Raw genomic sequence first — 15,491 nt, 5'->3', positions numbered from 1 at the left:
CGCCGCGACGCGTCAGCTCGTCGCGTGCTCCAGTTCGCAGTCGCTGCCCGGGTAGAGCAGGGTCTCGTGGCCGTCGTCGAAGCGCACGAGGTAGGGCGGGCCGCCGTCGGCGCCCCGGACCTCCAGGACCTCGCCGTGCCGCTCCGTGCTGCCCACCTGCTTGCCGTGGATGACCAGTCGATCGCCGACCGTCGCCTGCATCGCGAACCTCCTCGTCCACTCGTCAGGGTACGCCGCCCCGCCGCGGCCCGGTAGGTCCGACGGCCCGGCCGACCCCCGGGCGCCGGGCGATAGCGTGGAGGGCATGTTCCACTCCTACGCGGCCATCGGCGACAGCTTCACCGAGGGCGTCGGCGACGAGCTCCCCGACGGCGTCGCGCGCGGCTGGGCGGACTTCGTCGCCCTCGGCCTCGCCAAGGCCGCCGACCCCGAGACCGTCCGCTACGCGAACCTCGCGATCCGCGGCCGCAAGCTGGGCCCGATCGTCGAGGAGCAGCTCGAGGCGGCGATCGCGCTCGGCCCCGAGGTCATCAGCTTCAACGGCGGCGGCAACGACATGCTGCGCCCCCGCATGCCCGAGGAACTGGTCGCGAACCGGTTCCGGCAGGCCATCCACCGCATCCGCGACGAGGGCATCCACGTGCTCATGCTGAGCGGCGCGAACCCGACCGACCACCTGCCGCTCGGTCGCGTCTTCGACTCGCGCGGCGCTCGCCTCACGCACGCGCTGCGCGACCTCGCCGACCTCGACGGCGTCACGTTCGTCGACAACTTCAGCGACCGCACGCTGCGCGACATCCGCTACTGGTCGCCCGACAAGCTCCACCTCAACTCGCTCGGCCATGCGAAGGTCGCCTCGAACGTGCTCACCGCGCTCGGCGTGCCCGTGCCGGAGGAGTGGGGCGTCGCCGAGGTCGCGGCCGCCCCGGCGGGAAAGCGCAGCCGCAACACCGCGACGTACTACCGCGAGTACGTGCTGCCGTGGATCGGGCGCCGGCTCACCGGCCGCTCGTCCGGCGACGGCCGGGTCGCGAAGCGGCCGACGCTCGAGCCGGTGCTGCTGGACGCCTGAGCCGAGGGCCCGACCCGAGGGCCCGACCCGAGGCCCCGGGCCGGACCGGCGGGCCCGAGCCGTCAGTCGGCGAGCACGCCCTCGACGAACGCGCGCGTGCGCCGCGCGAGCCCGTCGATCCGGGCGACGGCGTGCGACCCGCTCCGGACCTCCGCGGGCGCGAGCGGTGCACGCAGGCGCACGTTCTCCTGGCACGACAGGTCGCTGCAGAGGTACGTGCCGATGGTGTTCCCGTTGCGGCCGGCCTCGCCCGCGCGGCGCGCCGAGAACATGGTGACCTGGTTGGCGGGCTGCTGCGTGTGGCAGAGGTTGCACATCCCGGCGCGGAACCGCGACGCGGGCGGATCGGCGGCACGCAGCACGACCCCGACGGGCTCGTCGTCGATGAGCGTGACGAGGTAGCCGCGCCGGGAGGCGCGGCGATCGCGCCAGGCGAGCGCGTCGACCCGGTCCCACTCGACCAGCAGGTACTCCAGCGGCAGTTCGAGTTCGTCGAGCTCCCGATCGGTCGCGTTCACGAACGACGACCGGAGCTCGTCCTCGCTGAGCGGACGCATCCGACCCCCTTCGACCCGACCCAGTGTAGGCGCGTCCGCCGAGCACGCCGACCCGCCGGCACCGAGGGGCCGCCCGTCAGAAGCGGATGCCGTTCCCGATCCAGAGCCACCCGTACGCGGCCGCGGGCACGCAGGCCGCGACCGCGACCGTCGCGACGAGTGCGGTCGCGAGCACCCAGGCGACCAGCGCGACGACGCGCCACCCGCCGTGCAGCCCCGCCAGGCCTCGGGGCGCGGCCCTCAGGAGTCGTCCCGAGATCGCGACCGGGCCGGCGAGCGCGATCATGGCGAGGCCGACGAGCACGACCGCGAACGGCGCCTCGATCGGCCGTGCCGGTAGCACGAGGACCAGGCCGATCGGGAGCAGGGCGGCGGCGAGGAAGAGCTGCGCGTGGCCGCACCACCAGACGATCCGGTCGGACCGCCCGAGCCCGGCCGGCGGCCGCCGACGGTACCAGCGGACGCGGACGCGCTCGGTCGCCGACGCGGGCGCGGATGCCGTGTCGGACGGGTGATCGGCCTGCATCGGGCCAGTCAAGCAGACCGGGTCCGTCCGACCGGGGGCACGCGCGCGGTGCGCGGGCCGCCACGCACGGGCGCGGTCAGCCGAAGCTCGGCCGCGGCCGGTCGTCGGTGCGCGGGCACCATCCCGCCGGCGTCCGGTCGTACGCCTGCGCGGGGCCGTCGGCGACGAGCTCGGCGAGCGCCTCGAGGAACCGGTCGACGTCGTCCGCCGACGAGCCCGCACCGAGGCTCGCCCGGAGCCCGTTCGCGCGGCCGGCGATCCGGTCGAAGAACGGGTGCGCGCAGAACCGCCCGGCACGCACCGAGATGCCGTGCTCGGCCGCGAGCGCCGCCGCCACGAGCCCGACCGACCCCTGTTCCAGCTCGATCGTGGCGATGCCGAGCCGGTCGTCGAGGTCGTCGAACCCGCGCAGCACGCGGACCCCGGGGACCTCCGCGAGGCCGCCGAGCAGCCGCGCCGTGAGCGCCCGCTCGTGGTCGCGACGCGCCGCCTCGCCGAGGCGTTCGAACTCGACGAGCGCCCGGGCGAGCGCCGTCGCGCCGACGAGGTTCGGCGTGCCCGCCTCGTGCCGCTCGGGTCCGGCCTTCCAGGTCGTCGCCGCGATCGACACCGCGTCCACGGCGCCCCCGCCGGCGAGGTACGCGGGCGCCGCGTCGAGCCAGTCGCCGCGGCCGACGAGCGCCCCGGCGCCGTAGGGCGCGTAGGCCTTGTGCCCCGAGAACGCGAGGTAGTCGATGCCGGAGGCCGCGAGGTCGACGCGCCGGTGCGGCAGCAGCTGCGCGGCATCCACCGCCAGGCGAGCGCCGTGCCCGTGGGCGAGCGCGGCGAGGTCGGCGAGCGGCACGACCTCGCCGGTGAGGTTCGACGCCCCCGTCACCGAGAGCAACGCGGCCGGGCGGCGGGCGAGCTCGGCATCCAGGTCGCCCAGCGTCTCGGCGAACGTGCGTCCGGCGACGACGACGCGTCGTCCGCGCCGCTCCCAGGGCAGCAGGTTGGCGTGGTGCTCGACGTCGAGCACGACGGTCTCGCCGGGCACGGCGCCCGCGAGCAGGTTGAGCGCGTCGGTCGTGTTGCGGGTGAAGACGACGTGGTCGTCGAGCCGCGCGCCGACGTGCCGCGCCACGACGATCCTCGCGTCCTCGAGCAGCGCCGTGCACGCCTGCGAGGGGTAGCCGGTGCCGCGGTGCACGCTCGCCGAGTACGGGAGCACCCGCGCGACGTGCGCGGCGACCGCCGCGAGCGCCGGAGCGGATGCCGCGACGTCGAGGTTCACGTGTCGCACGAGCCCACCGCCGAGCACCGGGACCTCGAGCCCGGCGTCGAGCAGGTCGGCGAGCGGCCCCGGTCCCGTCGCCGCCGCTCGGGCCGCGTCGGACGCGCCCGACCTCGCGCGCGATGCGGGTGCGGCACTCGCAACGGCGACGGCGGGCTGGGTCGTGGACATGGCGGCCTCCTGGCGGACGGGTGCGTCGAGGCTAGGGAAGCCGACGCGACGCCCTCAACGCCCCGCCGTCACGAGGCGTCACGGCCCGCAACGCGACGCAACACGACGGCGTCCTCGCGGCGCCGCGCGGCCCGTCGCACCGGAGGTCGGCCGTGGCGTCCGGGGCGGCTGGGACGGTCGTACGATTGAGCCATCCGGCGCCCTCGCGCCATCCGCCCACCGATCCGGGAGCACCCCACGACGTGACGACGAACGAGCCCGACGCGCCACGCGACGACCGCACCTCGCCCGACGGCGACGCCTTCCATCGGCGTCGTTCGGACGCCGACCGCGGACTGCAGCTGAGCGGCGCCCCCGAGCTCGTGCTCGTCGCACCCGACGCCGAGCACGCCCGATTCGACCGCGACGACCTCGTCGTGCGCCGCGGGCAGTACGCGCTCGTCAACGGGCACGCCACGCCGCACGAGTCGATGGTCGAGGACCTGCTCGACGTCGCGGCCGCCCTCGACCGCGCCGGGATCGACTACCTCCTCGTCCGGCGGGACGGCGGCCGGCCCGTCCTCGCGGTCGATCGTGCCGAGCGCAAGCGCGTCGTCCGGGCGCTCGTGCACGCGTTCGAGAACGAGCCGCTCTACGCCGCGACCGTGGTGCCGGCGAAGGCCGCCGGGGGCCCGCACGTGCTCGTCGCCGACGGCGCCGTGTCGGCGTCGCGGAAGCCGCAGGCCGTGCGCCTCTACCGCCCGCGCATCGAGCCGGTCGGGCGCCTGCGGTACGGCGCGGAGTCCGCCGTGCAGCTGGAGTTCTGGCGCTTCGGCGACGACCTCGTCGAGGCCCCGATCGAGAACGCGCTCATGCGCCGCACGCTCCCCCGCCGGGAGGCGGTCGAGGACACGGTGCACCTGCACGGCCGTGACTGGCGCACCCTCGAGCACATGTGGGAGCCGCTCGCGAGCGACGTCGATTTCGAGATCGACATGGTGTTCTCGTGGGTCGACGGCTCCGACGTCGACTTCCTGCGCGAGCGTGCCCGACGCATGCAGACCTACGTCGTCGGCGAGGGCGACGACTCCGAGGCCCGGTACCGGCAGATCGACGAGTTGAAGTACGCGCTGCGCTCGGTCTACCTGTTCGCGCCGTGGGTGCGTCGCATCTTCATCTGCACGGACTCGCGCCCGCCGGCGTGGCTCGCGAAGCACCCGAAGGTGACCGTCGTGCGCGCCGAGGAGATGTTCGCCGACACCTCGATGCTGCCGACGTACAACTCGCACGCCGTCGAGAGCCAGCTGCACCGCATCCCCGGCATCGCGGAGCACTTCCTCTACTCGAACGACGACATGTTCTTCGGCCGCCCCGTCTCCCCCGACCTGTTCTTCTCCCCCGGCGGCGTGACGAAGTTCGTCGAGGCGGGCACCAGGATCGGCCTCGGCGACTCCGACCCGACGCGGTCCGGCTTCGAGAACGCGGCGCGGGTGAACCGCGCGCTGCTGCGCGACCGGTTCGGCAAGGTCACCACCCGTCACCTGGAGCACTGCGCCGCGCCGCTCCGCCGGAGCGTCATGGCCGAGCTCGAGTCGACCTTCCCCGACGAGTTCCGGCGGACGGCGGCGAGCCGCTTCCGGTCGGCGACCGACATCTCGGTCACGAACTCGCTGTACCACTACTTCTCGCTGATGACCGGGCGCGCGGTCGTGCAGACGGATGCGACGGTCAAGTACATCGAGACGACCCTGAAGCGCGCGCTCCCGGCGATGCGTCGGCTGCTCAAGCGCCGCGACGTCGACATGTTCTGCCTCAACGACGGCAGCTTCCCGGAGATCTCGGTCGAGGAGCGCACCGAGGCCGTCATCGACTTCCTCGAGCGGTACTTCCCGTTCCCCGCGCCGTGGGAGAAGTCCGACGCGGATGCCGCGGGCACGGCGGCGGGCGCTGCGCCGAGCCTCAGCGCCTGACGCGTCCGGTCGCGGGCGCCGGCGGGGCGGGCGGCGTCGCGGACCCCGCTACGGGCGCAGCGAGAGGGTGACCGGCGGCGTGAGCGGCGACTCGCGACGGATCGCGCGCGGCGCGGCGTCCGGGATCGCGATGCCGTCGGCGGCGAGGCGGCGCGCGGACTCGTCCGCGTCGATCCAGTCGAGCGGCGCGTGGTCGCCGAGCGGAACCACGGAATGCAGCACGGTCGTCGGGTACACGTGCACGAGGTTGAACGCGCGGGCGCCGTCCCAGCCGCGCGTGCCGCCGACGGGGACCGTGAGGTCCTGCGTGTAGCAGCTCGCGGACGCGACGGAGACCGGGATGCCCGCGAACGTGGCCGTGGACGAGTAGTGCAGGTGGCCGGCGATGATCGAGCGGACGTCGCTGCCGGCGACCACCTCGGCGAGCGCCGCCTGGTCGCGCAACTCGACGGACACGGCGAGGTCGAGCACGCTCGGCACGGGCGGGTGGTGCATCGCGAGGATCGTGCCGTGGGGCGCCGGGATCGACAGCTCCTCGGCGAGCCAGTCGAGCTGCTCGTCGGCGAGCTCGCCGTGATGGCGGCCCGGGACCGTCGAGTCGAGCGTGATGACGCGCAGGCCGTCGACGTCGTCGACGCGGTCGACGGGGCGCTCGCCGCCGATGCCGTCGCCGAGCAGCCCGCGGCGGAAGGCGTCGCGCTCGTCGTGGTTGCCCATGACCCAGACGACCCTCGTGCCGAGGCGCGCGGCGACGGGGTCGACGATGCGCCGGATGAGGTCGTACGCCTCGGGCTCGCCGCGGTCGGCGAGGTCGCCCGTGAACACGATCGCGTCGGGCCGACCGCCGGAGGCCTCGAACTGCTCGAACAGCTGCTGCAGGTGCCGGTCGGCGGACACGCGGTCGTACAGCCGGCCGCCGCCCGCGAGCAGGTGGGTGTCGCTGACGTGCAGCAGGAAGTGCGACGGCCGAGGGTGCTCGGCCTGCCGGGTCGTCACGTGGGCTCCGATCGTTCGCGGGGTGCGTCCGGGTGGACACACGCTAGCGCAGCACACGCGCCCGAACACCCCGTGAAGGCGGAGTGTGACGCAGCTGAACGCCGGCGGGAGCCGGTCAGTCCTTCTTCTTGTCCGGGCGGTTCGTCGCACCCGGCGGGTCCGGGCGCCCGTTGCCGGTCGGCTCGGCGGTCGGCTCGGCGGGATCGCCGGTGGGCTCCGGGTCCGCCGTCGGCGCCGGGTCGAGGGAGGGATCGTCGGCGGGCGTGCCGGGGCCGCCGGTCGACGGCGGCGTGGGCGACGGCGAGGCGGTCACGGCGCCCGGCGTCGGGTCGGGCATCACGAAGTCGGATCCGGGCCGGGGCCGCGACGGGTCGGCGTCGGTCGCATCGCCCTCGGCGACCGGACCGGGCGTCTGCGCGATGAGCGCGGCGGTCCCGGCGAAGGCGACGCCGGAGACGACGAGCGCGGCGACCACGAGGACGAGGACGCGGTGGGCGGAGATCCAGGGCAGGACGGGGCCGGTCCGCACGCGGTCGACGAGCCGGTGCGCCGCCTCGAGCGCGGCGGCGATCACCGCGGTGGTCCGCGTCGCGACGCGGCCCAGGCCGCCGGCCGGGGATGCCGCAGGGGCTGCGTGGCGGCCGCGCCGCTCCTCGCCCGGGTCCGGTTCCGTGCCGGGGTGTTCCATGCCGTCTCTCGCCTCGTCCGTCGTTCCGCCGCAGTGCAGCATACCTGCGACAGGCTGGGGATGCCTCCCGAACGGGGGTCAGCGGAGCGGGCTCAGGCGACCGACCAGCCGACGAGGTAGGCCTCGACGACCACCTGCGGCACCACGACGACGGGGCCGGCCAGGTTCATGAGCAGGTCGGAGTTCGTGCGCCCCAGCGGGAGGAAGCCCCGGCTGGCGAGACGACGGCCGGTGACCGTGAGCACCGCCCGCCGCGACAGGCCGATGAGCGACTCGGCGGCGTTGCCGCCCGCGCTGCGCTCGTCGACGGTGAGGTCGGGCGAGACCTCGGCCGCGATCTCGGCGGCCCGCTCGATCGCGCGCTCGTGGACGTCGCCGTCGGCGGCCCGCAGGAGCACGAGCGGTTCGCCCAGCCGCGCAGCCTCCTCGGCGGCGAACTGCACCGCCGCGTCACTGTCGGCCCCGTCGGACACGCCCACGGCGACCCCCGAGCGTCCGCGCCACGAGGTCACGGGAACGACCACCGTCGGCGCCGCCGCCACCGCCGCGAGCTGCAGGCTGCGGGACCCCATCGCCCGCCCGTGGAAGTAGCCGACCTTGTGCGTGCCGACGACCACGACGTCGGCGTCGCGGGACGCCTCGGCGAGGGTGAGGATCGGGCTCCCGACGGCGACCGTGCTGCGCACGTCCGCGTTCGGGGCGAGGCGTCGCGCGGCCTCCAGCTCGCGCGCGGCGAGGCCCTCGGCGGTCGCGAGCAGCTCCGCGCGCGCCGACCCGCCGATGCTCCCCCAGCCGTCGTCGGCGACGGTGACGAGGTCGAGCTCGTCCCCGGTGCGCTCCGCGCGCCGGGCGGCCCATTCCACGGCGGCCCGGCTCGCGACGCTCCCGTCGGCGCCGACCACGATCGTCATGGGACCAATATCCGCCGCGCCCCACCGCCGCCCGAGGCCTTTGGTCCTTCGCGGGCGCCGAACCCCCGGGTGGTACATTGGCGCCATCCGCCCGGTTGGAGGTGGCATGTCCCATCCATCGCCGCTGTCGTTCCCCGAAGGTCCGCGGGTCGAGCTCGATCGAGCCCTGCGCGACCTGGTGGACCGCGCCGACGAGGTGATGCGGACCCAGGGCCGGTTGCGCGCGCTGCTCGACGCCACGCGGTCGGTCGTCGGCGAGATCGAGCTCTCCGAGGTGCTGCGGAGCATCGTCCGATCGGCCGTCGACCTCGTCGACGCCGAGTACGGCGCGCTCGGGGTGCTCGCCCCGCAGGGCGGGCTCGAGGAGTTCGTGCACGTCGGGATGCCGGACGACCTGGTGCACCGCATCGGCCACCTCCCCGAGGGGCGCGGGCTGCTCGGCGCGCTCATCGACCACCCCGACCCGATCCGGCTCGACGAGATCTCAGGCGACCCGCGCTCGGTCGGGTTCCCCGAGGGGCACCCGCCGATGGGCTGCTTCCTCGGCGTCCCGGTGCGCGTGCGCGAGGAGGTGTTCGGCAACCTCTACCTGACCAATCGCCGGGGCGGCTCGTTCACCGAGGAGGATGTCGAGCTGATCTCCGCGCTCGCCACGGCGGCGGGCCTCGCGATCGACAACGCGCGCCGGTACGGCGAGGCGCGCATGCGCGAGGCGTGGGCCGCGGCATCCGCCCAGGTGGTCGCGGCGCTGCTGACCTCGTCGGGCGACGACGCGCCCGCGCTGCTCGCCGACGAACTGGCGGCCAGGGAGGCCGCCGAGCGCATCGCGATCCTCGTCGGGGCCGGTGACAACGCGGTGCGCGTGGTCGAGCTGCGCGGGGTCGAGGCCGATGCGGGCCCGGCCGGGTCCGTGATCCCCGCCGACCGGACGCTCGGCGCGGTCGTGCTGGAGGGCGGCGAGACCCGGGCGACCCCGGGGGGCCGGACCGACGCGCCCGAGGCGCTCGCACTCGAGCAGGACGGGATGTACGGGCCGGTGCTCTTCACCGCGCTGCACAAGGCGGGCCGGCCGAGGGCCGTGATCGCGGCCGCACGGCGGCCCGGTGCGCCGCACTTCACCCCGGCGGAGATGCGGATCGCCGACGACCTCGCCGAGCGCGTCTCGCTCGCGCACGAGCTCGCCGAGGCCCGCGATGCGCAGCAGCGGGCGCTGCTGCTCGAGGACCGGGCGCGCATCGCGCGCGACCTCCACGACCACGTCGTGCAGCAGCTCTACGGCGCCGGCCTCGACCTGGAAGCCGCGGGCGCGGACGCCGACGAGCCGGTCGCCAGGCGGCTCGACGCCGCGGTCCAGGCGATCGACGACGCCATCGCGCAGGTGCGCACGATCGTGTTCGCGCTCACGCCCCACGACGGCCGGGCGCCGACGCTGCGCCTGCGCGTGCTCGACCTCGCGGGTTCGGCGTCGCGCCACCTGCCGCAGCCGGTCACGGTCGCGTTCGCCGGCCCGGTCGACCTCCTCGCCGAGGGGGCGCTCGCCGACGAGCTCACGGCGTCGGTGCGGGAACTGCTGTCGAACGCGGTCCGGCACGCGGAGGCGACCTCGGTGACGCTCACCCTCACGGCGAGCGACGGAAAGGTCACCGCGGAGGTCGCCGACGACGGCCGGGGCATGGGGGGCGCCGCCCGCCGCAGCGGCCTCGAGAACCTCCGGGTGCGCGCCGAGCGCCTCGGCGGATCGTTCGAGCTCGACAGCTCCGGCGACGGCACCCGAGCCCGCTGGACGGCCCCCGTCACACCCCCCGAAGGAGACTCCCGATGACCCGAGTGTTCCTCGTCGACGACCACGAGATCGTCCGGCGCGGCGTCGCCCAACTGCTGGATCGCGAGCACGACCTCGAGGTCGTCGGCGAGGCCGGCACGGTCGTGCAGGCGCTCGCGCGCATCGAGGCGACCCGGCCCGACGTCGCGGTGCTCGACATGCGCCTGCCCGACGGCGACGGCATCGACCTGTGCCGCGAACTCCGGTCGCGGCATCCCGAACTCGCCTGCCTGATCCTCACCGCCTACGACGACGACCAGGCCGCGATGTCCGCCGTGCTGGCCGGCGCCGCCGGGTACGTGCTGAAGAACGTGCGCGGCACGACGATCGTCGAGGACGTGCGCAAGGTCGCGGCGGGCCGCTCGCTCATCGACCGCTCGATCGCGACCCGCGTGTCGCAGCAGGCCACGTCGGACGAGCACGACGACCCCCGCTTCAGCGCACTCAACCTGCGCGAGCGCCAGGTGCTCGCGCTCATCGCCGACGGACTGACGAACCGCCAGATCGGCGAGCAGCTCGGCCTCGCCGAGAAGACGGTCAAGAACTACGTCTCGGGGCTGCTGTCCAAGCTCGGCTTCGAGCGGCGCACGCAGGCGGCCGTGTACCAGATGGAGCGGCGCGCGCACGGCGACGACTGACGGACGGGCCCGTGCGGCCGCGCCGCGCGGCATCCGTCGTCGCGGGCCCGTCCGTCCCGGGCACGGGAACGGGCCCGGGGTGGCGTCCCCGGGCCCGTCCCTTCGGTGGTGCGGCGAATCCTAGAAGTCGAAGTCGCCGATGTTGTCGGCGTCGAAGACGTAGGGGTCGCCGAGGAGCACGGTCGCGTCGGCGCCGACCTCATACGAGCCGAGCTTGCCGGCCTCGAACGAGTCGCCCTCCTCGCCCGTGATCTCACCCGTGATCAGCGCCTGCGCCGCGTACGCGGCCAGGTAGCCCAGGTCGGCCGGGTTCCACAGCGCGAACGCGGTCACGGTGCCGTCCTCGACGTACTCGCGCATCTGGTTCGGGGTGCCCAGGCCGGTCAGGGCGACCTGGCCCTGGTACTCCGACGTCGACAGGTAGCGGGCCGCGGCCGCGATGCCGACCGTGGTGGGCGAGATGATGCCCTTCAGGTCGGGGTAGGTCTGCAGCAGCGCCGCGGTCTTGTCGAACGAGGTCTGGTCGTCGTCGTCGCCGTACACGACCTCGACGAGCTCGATGTCCGGGTAGTCGCTGGCCAGGTAGTCCTGCATCATCTCGATCCAGGCGTTCTGGTTCGTCGCGTTCGCCGACGCCGAGAGGACCGCGACCTGCCCCGACCCGCCGATCTGGTCGGCGATCAGGTCGACCTGGACCTTCGCGATGCCGTCCGCGGTGGCCTGGTTGATGAACAGGTCACGGCACTCCGGGTTCGTGTCCGAGTCGAACGTGACGATCTTCACGCCCGCGCCGGACGCCTCGTCCAGCGCGTCGCAGATCGCCTCGGGGTCGTTCGCCGACACGACCAGGGCGCCCACGCCCTGCTGCGCCGCGGTCTGGATGAAGCTGACCTGCGACGTCGGCGACGCCTCCGACGGGCCGACCTCGGCGAACGTGCCGCCGAACTCGGTCACCGCCTCCTCGCCGCCCGAGCTCGAGGTGTCGAAGTACGGGTTGCCCAGGTTCTTGGGCAGGAACGTGACCGACAGGTTCGCGTCACCGCCGTCGCCCCCCGCATCGCCGCCGGAGTCGCCCCCGCTCGACGAACAACCCGACAACGCCAACGCGGCCGCCGCGGCCACCGCCGTGATCGCCACGCCCAACCGGCGCGAACGGTGCTGAGTGAACATCATTGTTTCCTTCCTTGGTGCGGACTGTGTGAACGGACCGGAGCGCTCAGGACGACGCGGATGCCGCCAGCTCGCGCTCCTTCCTCTTCCCGATCGCCGAGATCCGCCGACGGCGGAGCCAGGCGAGGAGGCTTGCGGACACCACCGAGAGCACGAGCAGCACGCCCGTGATGACGTTGATGATGTCGGAGGTGACCCCGGCGAGCCGGAGCGCGCTGCCGAGCGTGCCGATGAGCAGCACGCCGGCGATGACGCCGTGCAGGGCGCCGCGGCCGCCGAAGATCGACACGCCGCCGAGCAGCACGGCCGCGATGACCTGCAGCTCGAGTCCGGTCGCGTTGTCGCCGCGTGCGTTGTTGTAGAGGAGCGTGAAGTAGACGCCGGCGAAGCCGGAGATCGCCCCGCTCATCACGAACAGCAGGAACTTCGTGCGGCCGACCGCGATGCCCGAGAACGCCGCGGCCTCCTTGTTCAGGCCGATGGCGTAGAGCGACCGTCCGAACGGCGTGAAGTGGAGCAGGATCGCGAACGCGATCGCGAGCACGACGAACGGGATCATGATGCCCGGGATCGGCGTGCCGGGGATGTTGTCGCGCGAAAGGTCGGACCAGAACTCCGGGAAGTCCGTGATCGCGGTCGTGCCGAGCAGCCCCACGGCGATGCCGCGGAAGAGCGCGAGCGTGCCGATCGTGACGGCCAGCGAGGGCAGGCCGACCACGGTGACGAGGAACCCGTTGACCACGCCGGCGAGCGTGCCGACGAGGATCGCCGTGATCGCGGCGATCGGGAACGGCCAGCCGGCCTGGGTGAGGATGCCGGTCATCACGCTCGAGAGCCCGACGATGCTCGCCACCGACAGGTCGATCTCCTCGGTGATGATGATGAGCGTCATCGGCAGCGCGATCAGCAGGATCGGCGCGATGTCGCGCAGCAGGTACGTCACCGTGAGCGGACTGTCGAAGTTGGGCACGACGGCCAGGGCGACGGCGATGACGACGAGCAGCAGCCCGATGATCGCGGCCTCGCGGTTGAGCAGCACGCGTCGCCAGAGGGGCGTCGCGTACGCCTGGTACGTGCGGGTGGTCCGGGTGTCCGGAGCGGGCGCCGGTGCCGTGGCGGTCATCGCGCTTCCTCCCTGGCCTCGATGAGCTTGCGGTGTTGTCGGACGGCGAGCACGCGGTCGAGCACGATCGCGCCGATGATGAGGGCGCCGACGACGGCGCGCTGCCAGAAGTCCTGGATGCCGAGGATCGGCAGGGCCCGGTTGATGGTGAGCAGCAGGTACGCGCCGATCGCGGCGCCCCAGAGCGTTCCGACGCCGCCCGAGATCGCGACGCCGCCGATGACCGCGGCGCCGATGGCCTGCAGCTCGAGGCCGGTGCCGGCGCCGGAGCTGACGGTGCCGTAGCGGGCGGCGTAGAGCACGCCGGCGAGGCCCGCGAGGGCACCGCTGAGCACGAACGCGGTCAGGATGCGCCGGGTGACGCGGAGGCCGTAGAGGTGCGCCGCGTCCGGGTCCGAGCCGATCGCGTAGAACTCGCGGCCGCTGCGCAGGTTGCGCAGCACCCAGGCGGCGACGACGAGGACGACGACCGCGATGATCGTGAGGATCGGGATGTACAGGATCTGCCCGGTGCCGAGGCCGCGGAACGCGGCCGGCAGGTCGGAGGCGTTGATGCGGTCGCTGCCCGTCCAGGCGACGTTGATGCCGCGGTAGATGTAGAGCGTACCCAGCGTGATCACGAGCGCGGGCACCTTCGCGAAGGCGACCAGTGCACCGTTGACGAGGCCGAGCACGGCGCCGAGCGCGATGCCCGCCATGAAGACGGCGAGGATCGGGATGCCGGGCACGTCGATGAAGAGCCGGCCGGTGAGGTAGGCGGTCAGCCCGAGCACCGAGCCCACCGACAGGTCGACGTTGCGCGTGATGATCACGACCGCCTGGCCGACCGCGACGAGCATGAGCAGCGACGGGGTCAGGAGCAGGTCGCGGAACCCGTCGGTCGAGAACAGGAAGTTCGGGTTGACGAGGGTCGCGACCACGATCACGGCGAGCAGGGCGATGAGGATGCCGGTCTCCCGCGCCTTGAGCAGGTGCGAGACGATCCTCGTCGCCGCCGACGGGGTCGACGGGGCGGGCGGGGCTGCGGTCGCGGTCACTTCGCGTCCTCCTTCTCGGCGGTGGCCGCGAACATCACGGATTCGGGGGTCGCCTCGGCGCGCGGGAACTCGCCGGTCAGCCACCCCTCCCGCATCACGAGCACGCGGTCGGCCATGCCGAGCACCTCCGGCAGCTCGGAGCTGATCATGAGGATCGCGATGCCGCGCTGGGCGAGCTCGGAGAGCAGTCGGTGGACCTCGGACTTCGTGCCGACGTCGATGCCGCGCGTGGGCTCGTCGACGATGAGCACCTTCGGTTCGGTCGCGAGCCACTTGCCGAGCACGACCTTCTGCTGGTTGCCGCCGGAGAGCGTGCCGGTCTCGGCGTCGAGCGCCGCGGTCTTCACCTCGAGGCGGCTCGACCAGACCGCGGCGGCGGCGTTCTCGGCGCGACTGGTGAGCAGGCCGCCCTTGGCGAGGGTGTCGCGGATCGCGAGCGTCACGTTCCGGGCGACGGACTCGTCGAGGACGAGCCCCTGCCTGCGCCGGTCCTCCGGAACCAGCGCGAGGCCGCGGGCCATGGCGACGCGCGGGTTGCCCTTCGGCAGCTGCGCGCCGGCGACCGTGACGGTGCCGGACTCGTAGGGGTCGACGCCGAAGACCGCTCGCGCGACCTCGCTGCGCCCCGCGCCGACGAGGCCGGCGAGGCCGACGATCTCGCCGGCGCGCACCGTGAAGCTGATGTCGTGGAAGACGCCGGGGCGAGTGAGCCCCTGGACGACGAGCACGTCGTCGCCGATCTCGGCGGGCAGCTTCGGGAAGAGCTCGGCGACGTCGCGGCCCACCATCTGGCGCACCAGCTCGTCCACGCTCGTCTCGGCGATCGGCTCGGTGGCGATGTAGCTGCCGTCGCGCATGACGGTGACGGTGTCGCAGAGGGCGAAGACCTCGTCGAAGCGGTGCGAGATGAACATCAGCGCACGTCCCTCGTCGCGGAGGCTCCGGGCGACCGCGAACAGCCGCTCGACCTCGACGCCGGACAGGGCCGCGGTCGGCTCGTCCATGATGAGCACGCGCGCGTCGAGCGAGATGGCCTTGGCGATCTCGATGATCTGCTGGTCGGCGATCGACAGGCCGTCGGTGATGCGGTCGGGGTCGATCGACACGCCGAGCCGGCCGAAGATCTCCTCGGCCTCCGTCCGCATCGCCTTGCGGTCGATGCGTCCGAAACGGTTCGTGGGCTGGCGGCCCATGAAGATGTTCTCGGTCACCGACAGATCGGGGAAGAGCGTCGGCTCCTGGTAGATGACGGCGATCCCGGCCGCCTTCGACTGCGCGGTCGAGTGGAAGTCGACGTCGTCGCCGCGGAGGCGGAACGTGCCCGCGTCCCGGCGGTAGAGCCCCGCGATGATCTTCACGAGGGTCGACTTCCCCGCGCCGTTCTCGCCGATCAGTGCATGGATCGATCCCTGCTCGAGGGTGATGGTGCCGGATCTGAGGGCGACGACGGCGCCGAACGACTTGACGACCTTCGACAGCTCCAGCGCCGGGGGCGCCGGGGTCGTGCTGGTCTGGTCCACGGTCACGTCCTCCTCCTTGAGGTGAAACTTTATGAATC

The 15,491-nt window shown here is 73.5% G+C and carries 15 protein-coding genes; 4 read left to right on the top strand and 11 right to left on the bottom strand.

The features are described from left to right. Window positions 1-12 precede the first annotated feature (12 nt). Window positions 13-201, bottom strand: coding sequence for a DUF1918 domain-containing protein (locus tag ABD230_RS11475; protein ID WP_344373543.1), 189 nt, complete (start codon window positions 199-201; stop codon window positions 13-15). Between the two features lie 103 nt (window positions 202-304). Between ABD230_RS11475 and ABD230_RS11470 the strand changes: the two genes are divergently transcribed. Then, window positions 305-1,072: an SGNH/GDSL hydrolase family protein gene (locus ABD230_RS11470; protein ID WP_344373538.1), complete on the top strand. Its 768-nt coding sequence runs from the start codon at window positions 305-307 to the stop codon at window positions 1,070-1,072. Window positions 1,073-1,134: 62 nt separating this feature from the next. On the opposite strand, the gene ABD230_RS11465 is transcribed toward ABD230_RS11470, so the two are convergent. The 3 genes from ABD230_RS11465 to ABD230_RS11455 form a co-directional block, all read right to left on the bottom strand. Continuing rightward, window positions 1,135-1,629, bottom strand: a complete 495-nt coding sequence (locus ABD230_RS11465; protein WP_344373536.1) for an FBP domain-containing protein — start codon at window positions 1,627-1,629, stop codon at window positions 1,135-1,137. Window positions 1,630-1,705: 76 nt separating this feature from the next. Next, a complete protein-coding gene (locus tag ABD230_RS11460; RefSeq protein WP_344373534.1) occupies window positions 1,706-2,155 on the bottom strand; it encodes a hypothetical protein in 450 nt (149 codons plus the stop codon). 76 nt (window positions 2,156-2,231) lie between these two features. Continuing rightward, a complete protein-coding gene (locus tag ABD230_RS11455; RefSeq protein WP_344373532.1) occupies window positions 2,232-3,599 on the bottom strand; it encodes an aminotransferase class V-fold PLP-dependent enzyme in 1,368 nt (455 codons plus the stop codon). Between the two features lie 242 nt (window positions 3,600-3,841). On the opposite strand from ABD230_RS11455, the gene ABD230_RS11450 reads away from it, so the two are divergent. After that, on the top strand, window positions 3,842-5,548 hold the full coding sequence (locus ABD230_RS11450) for a stealth family protein (RefSeq protein ID WP_425546225.1): 1,707 nt from the start codon (window positions 3,842-3,844) through the stop codon (window positions 5,546-5,548). Window positions 5,549-5,596: 48 nt separating this feature from the next. Here the strand turns inward: ABD230_RS11450 and ABD230_RS11445 are convergent, their stop codons facing one another. The 3 genes from ABD230_RS11445 to ABD230_RS11435 form a co-directional block, all read right to left on the bottom strand. Continuing rightward, window positions 5,597-6,544, bottom strand: a complete 948-nt coding sequence (locus ABD230_RS11445; protein WP_344373529.1) for a phosphodiesterase — start codon at window positions 6,542-6,544, stop codon at window positions 5,597-5,599. Window positions 6,545-6,659: 115 nt separating this feature from the next. After that, window positions 6,660-7,232, bottom strand: coding sequence for a hypothetical protein (locus ABD230_RS11440; RefSeq protein ID WP_344373527.1), 573 nt, complete (start codon window positions 7,230-7,232; stop codon window positions 6,660-6,662). A gap of 92 nt (window positions 7,233-7,324) precedes the next feature. Beyond that, entirely contained in the window at window positions 7,325-8,143 is an 819-nt protein-coding gene (locus ABD230_RS11435) for a universal stress protein (protein WP_344373525.1), read from the bottom strand. 106 nt (window positions 8,144-8,249) lie between these two features. On the opposite strand from ABD230_RS11435, the gene ABD230_RS11430 reads away from it, so the two are divergent. Further along, a complete protein-coding gene (locus tag ABD230_RS11430) occupies window positions 8,250-9,965 on the top strand; it encodes a GAF domain-containing sensor histidine kinase (protein WP_344373522.1) in 1,716 nt (571 codons plus the stop codon). Next, window positions 9,962-10,603 (top strand): response regulator, encoded by a 642-nt coding sequence (locus ABD230_RS11425; RefSeq protein WP_344373520.1) that lies wholly within the window; start codon window positions 9,962-9,964, stop codon window positions 10,601-10,603. Before ABD230_RS11430 ends, ABD230_RS11425 begins: the two co-directional genes overlap by 4 nt. A 120-nt stretch (window positions 10,604-10,723) precedes the next feature. On the opposite strand, the gene rhaS is transcribed toward ABD230_RS11425, so the two are convergent. Genes rhaS through ABD230_RS11405 form a run of 4 tightly spaced genes read right to left on the bottom strand, consistent with a single transcriptional unit; the run spans window position 10,724 to window position 15,459 of the window. After that, complete coding sequence (rhaS, locus tag ABD230_RS11420) at window positions 10,724-11,773, bottom strand: rhamnose ABC transporter substrate-binding protein (RefSeq protein ID WP_344374342.1); 1,050 nt, start codon at window positions 11,771-11,773, stop codon at window positions 10,724-10,726. A gap of 46 nt (window positions 11,774-11,819) precedes the next feature. Beyond that, on the bottom strand, window positions 11,820-12,896 hold the full coding sequence (locus ABD230_RS11415; RefSeq protein WP_344373518.1) for an ABC transporter permease: 1,077 nt from the start codon (window positions 12,894-12,896) through the stop codon (window positions 11,820-11,822). Then, the gene (locus tag ABD230_RS11410; RefSeq protein ID WP_344373515.1) at window positions 12,893-13,933 is read right to left on the bottom strand and encodes an ABC transporter permease; all 1,041 of its coding nucleotides are present in this window, start codon (window positions 13,931-13,933) and stop codon (window positions 12,893-12,895) included. Before ABD230_RS11410 ends, ABD230_RS11415 begins: the two co-directional genes overlap by 4 nt. Further along, complete coding sequence (locus ABD230_RS11405; protein WP_425546224.1) at window positions 13,930-15,459, bottom strand: sugar ABC transporter ATP-binding protein; 1,530 nt, start codon at window positions 15,457-15,459, stop codon at window positions 13,930-13,932. The genes ABD230_RS11410 and ABD230_RS11405 overlap by 4 nt, the downstream gene beginning before the upstream one ends. Between the last annotated feature and the right edge of the window lie 32 nt (window positions 15,460-15,491).

This window comes from Agromyces tropicus (assembly GCF_039531345.1).
In the GTDB taxonomy this organism is placed as follows: Bacteria; Actinomycetota; Actinomycetes; order Actinomycetales; family Microbacteriaceae; genus Agromyces; species Agromyces tropicus.
Note: the sequence above shows the minus strand (reverse complement) of the source record. Positions and strands in the feature narration are given on the sequence as shown.

Bases quoted from the DNA above. Each gene is read 5' to 3' on its own strand.
- ABD230_RS11435 (WP_344373525.1), bottom strand. From the start codon at position 8,143: ATGACGATCGTGGTCGGCGCCGACGGGAGCGTCGCGAGCCGGGCCGCC.
- ABD230_RS11415 (WP_344373518.1), bottom strand. From the start codon at position 12,896: ATGACCGCCACGGCACCGGCGCCCGCTCCGGACACCCGGACCACCCGC.
- ABD230_RS11460 (WP_344373534.1), bottom strand. From the start codon at position 2,155: ATGCAGGCCGATCACCCGTCCGACACGGCATCCGCGCCCGCGTCGGCG.
- ABD230_RS11425 (WP_344373520.1), top strand. From the start codon at position 9,962: ATGACCCGAGTGTTCCTCGTCGACGACCACGAGATCGTCCGGCGCGGC.
- ABD230_RS11440 (WP_344373527.1), bottom strand. From the start codon at position 7,232: ATGGAACACCCCGGCACGGAACCGGACCCGGGCGAGGAGCGGCGCGGC.
- ABD230_RS11465 (WP_344373536.1), bottom strand. From the start codon at position 1,629: ATGCGTCCGCTCAGCGAGGACGAGCTCCGGTCGTCGTTCGTGAACGCG.
- rhaS (WP_344374342.1), bottom strand. From the start codon at position 11,773: ATGTTCACTCAGCACCGTTCGCGCCGGTTGGGCGTGGCGATCACGGCG.
- ABD230_RS11475 (WP_344373543.1), bottom strand. From the start codon at position 201: ATGCAGGCGACGGTCGGCGATCGACTGGTCATCCACGGCAAGCAGGTG.
- ABD230_RS11455 (WP_344373532.1), bottom strand. From the start codon at position 3,599: ATGTCCACGACCCAGCCCGCCGTCGCCGTTGCGAGTGCCGCACCCGCA.
- ABD230_RS11470 (WP_344373538.1), top strand. From the start codon at position 305: ATGTTCCACTCCTACGCGGCCATCGGCGACAGCTTCACCGAGGGCGTC.
- ABD230_RS11430 (WP_344373522.1), top strand. From the start codon at position 8,250: ATGTCCCATCCATCGCCGCTGTCGTTCCCCGAAGGTCCGCGGGTCGAG.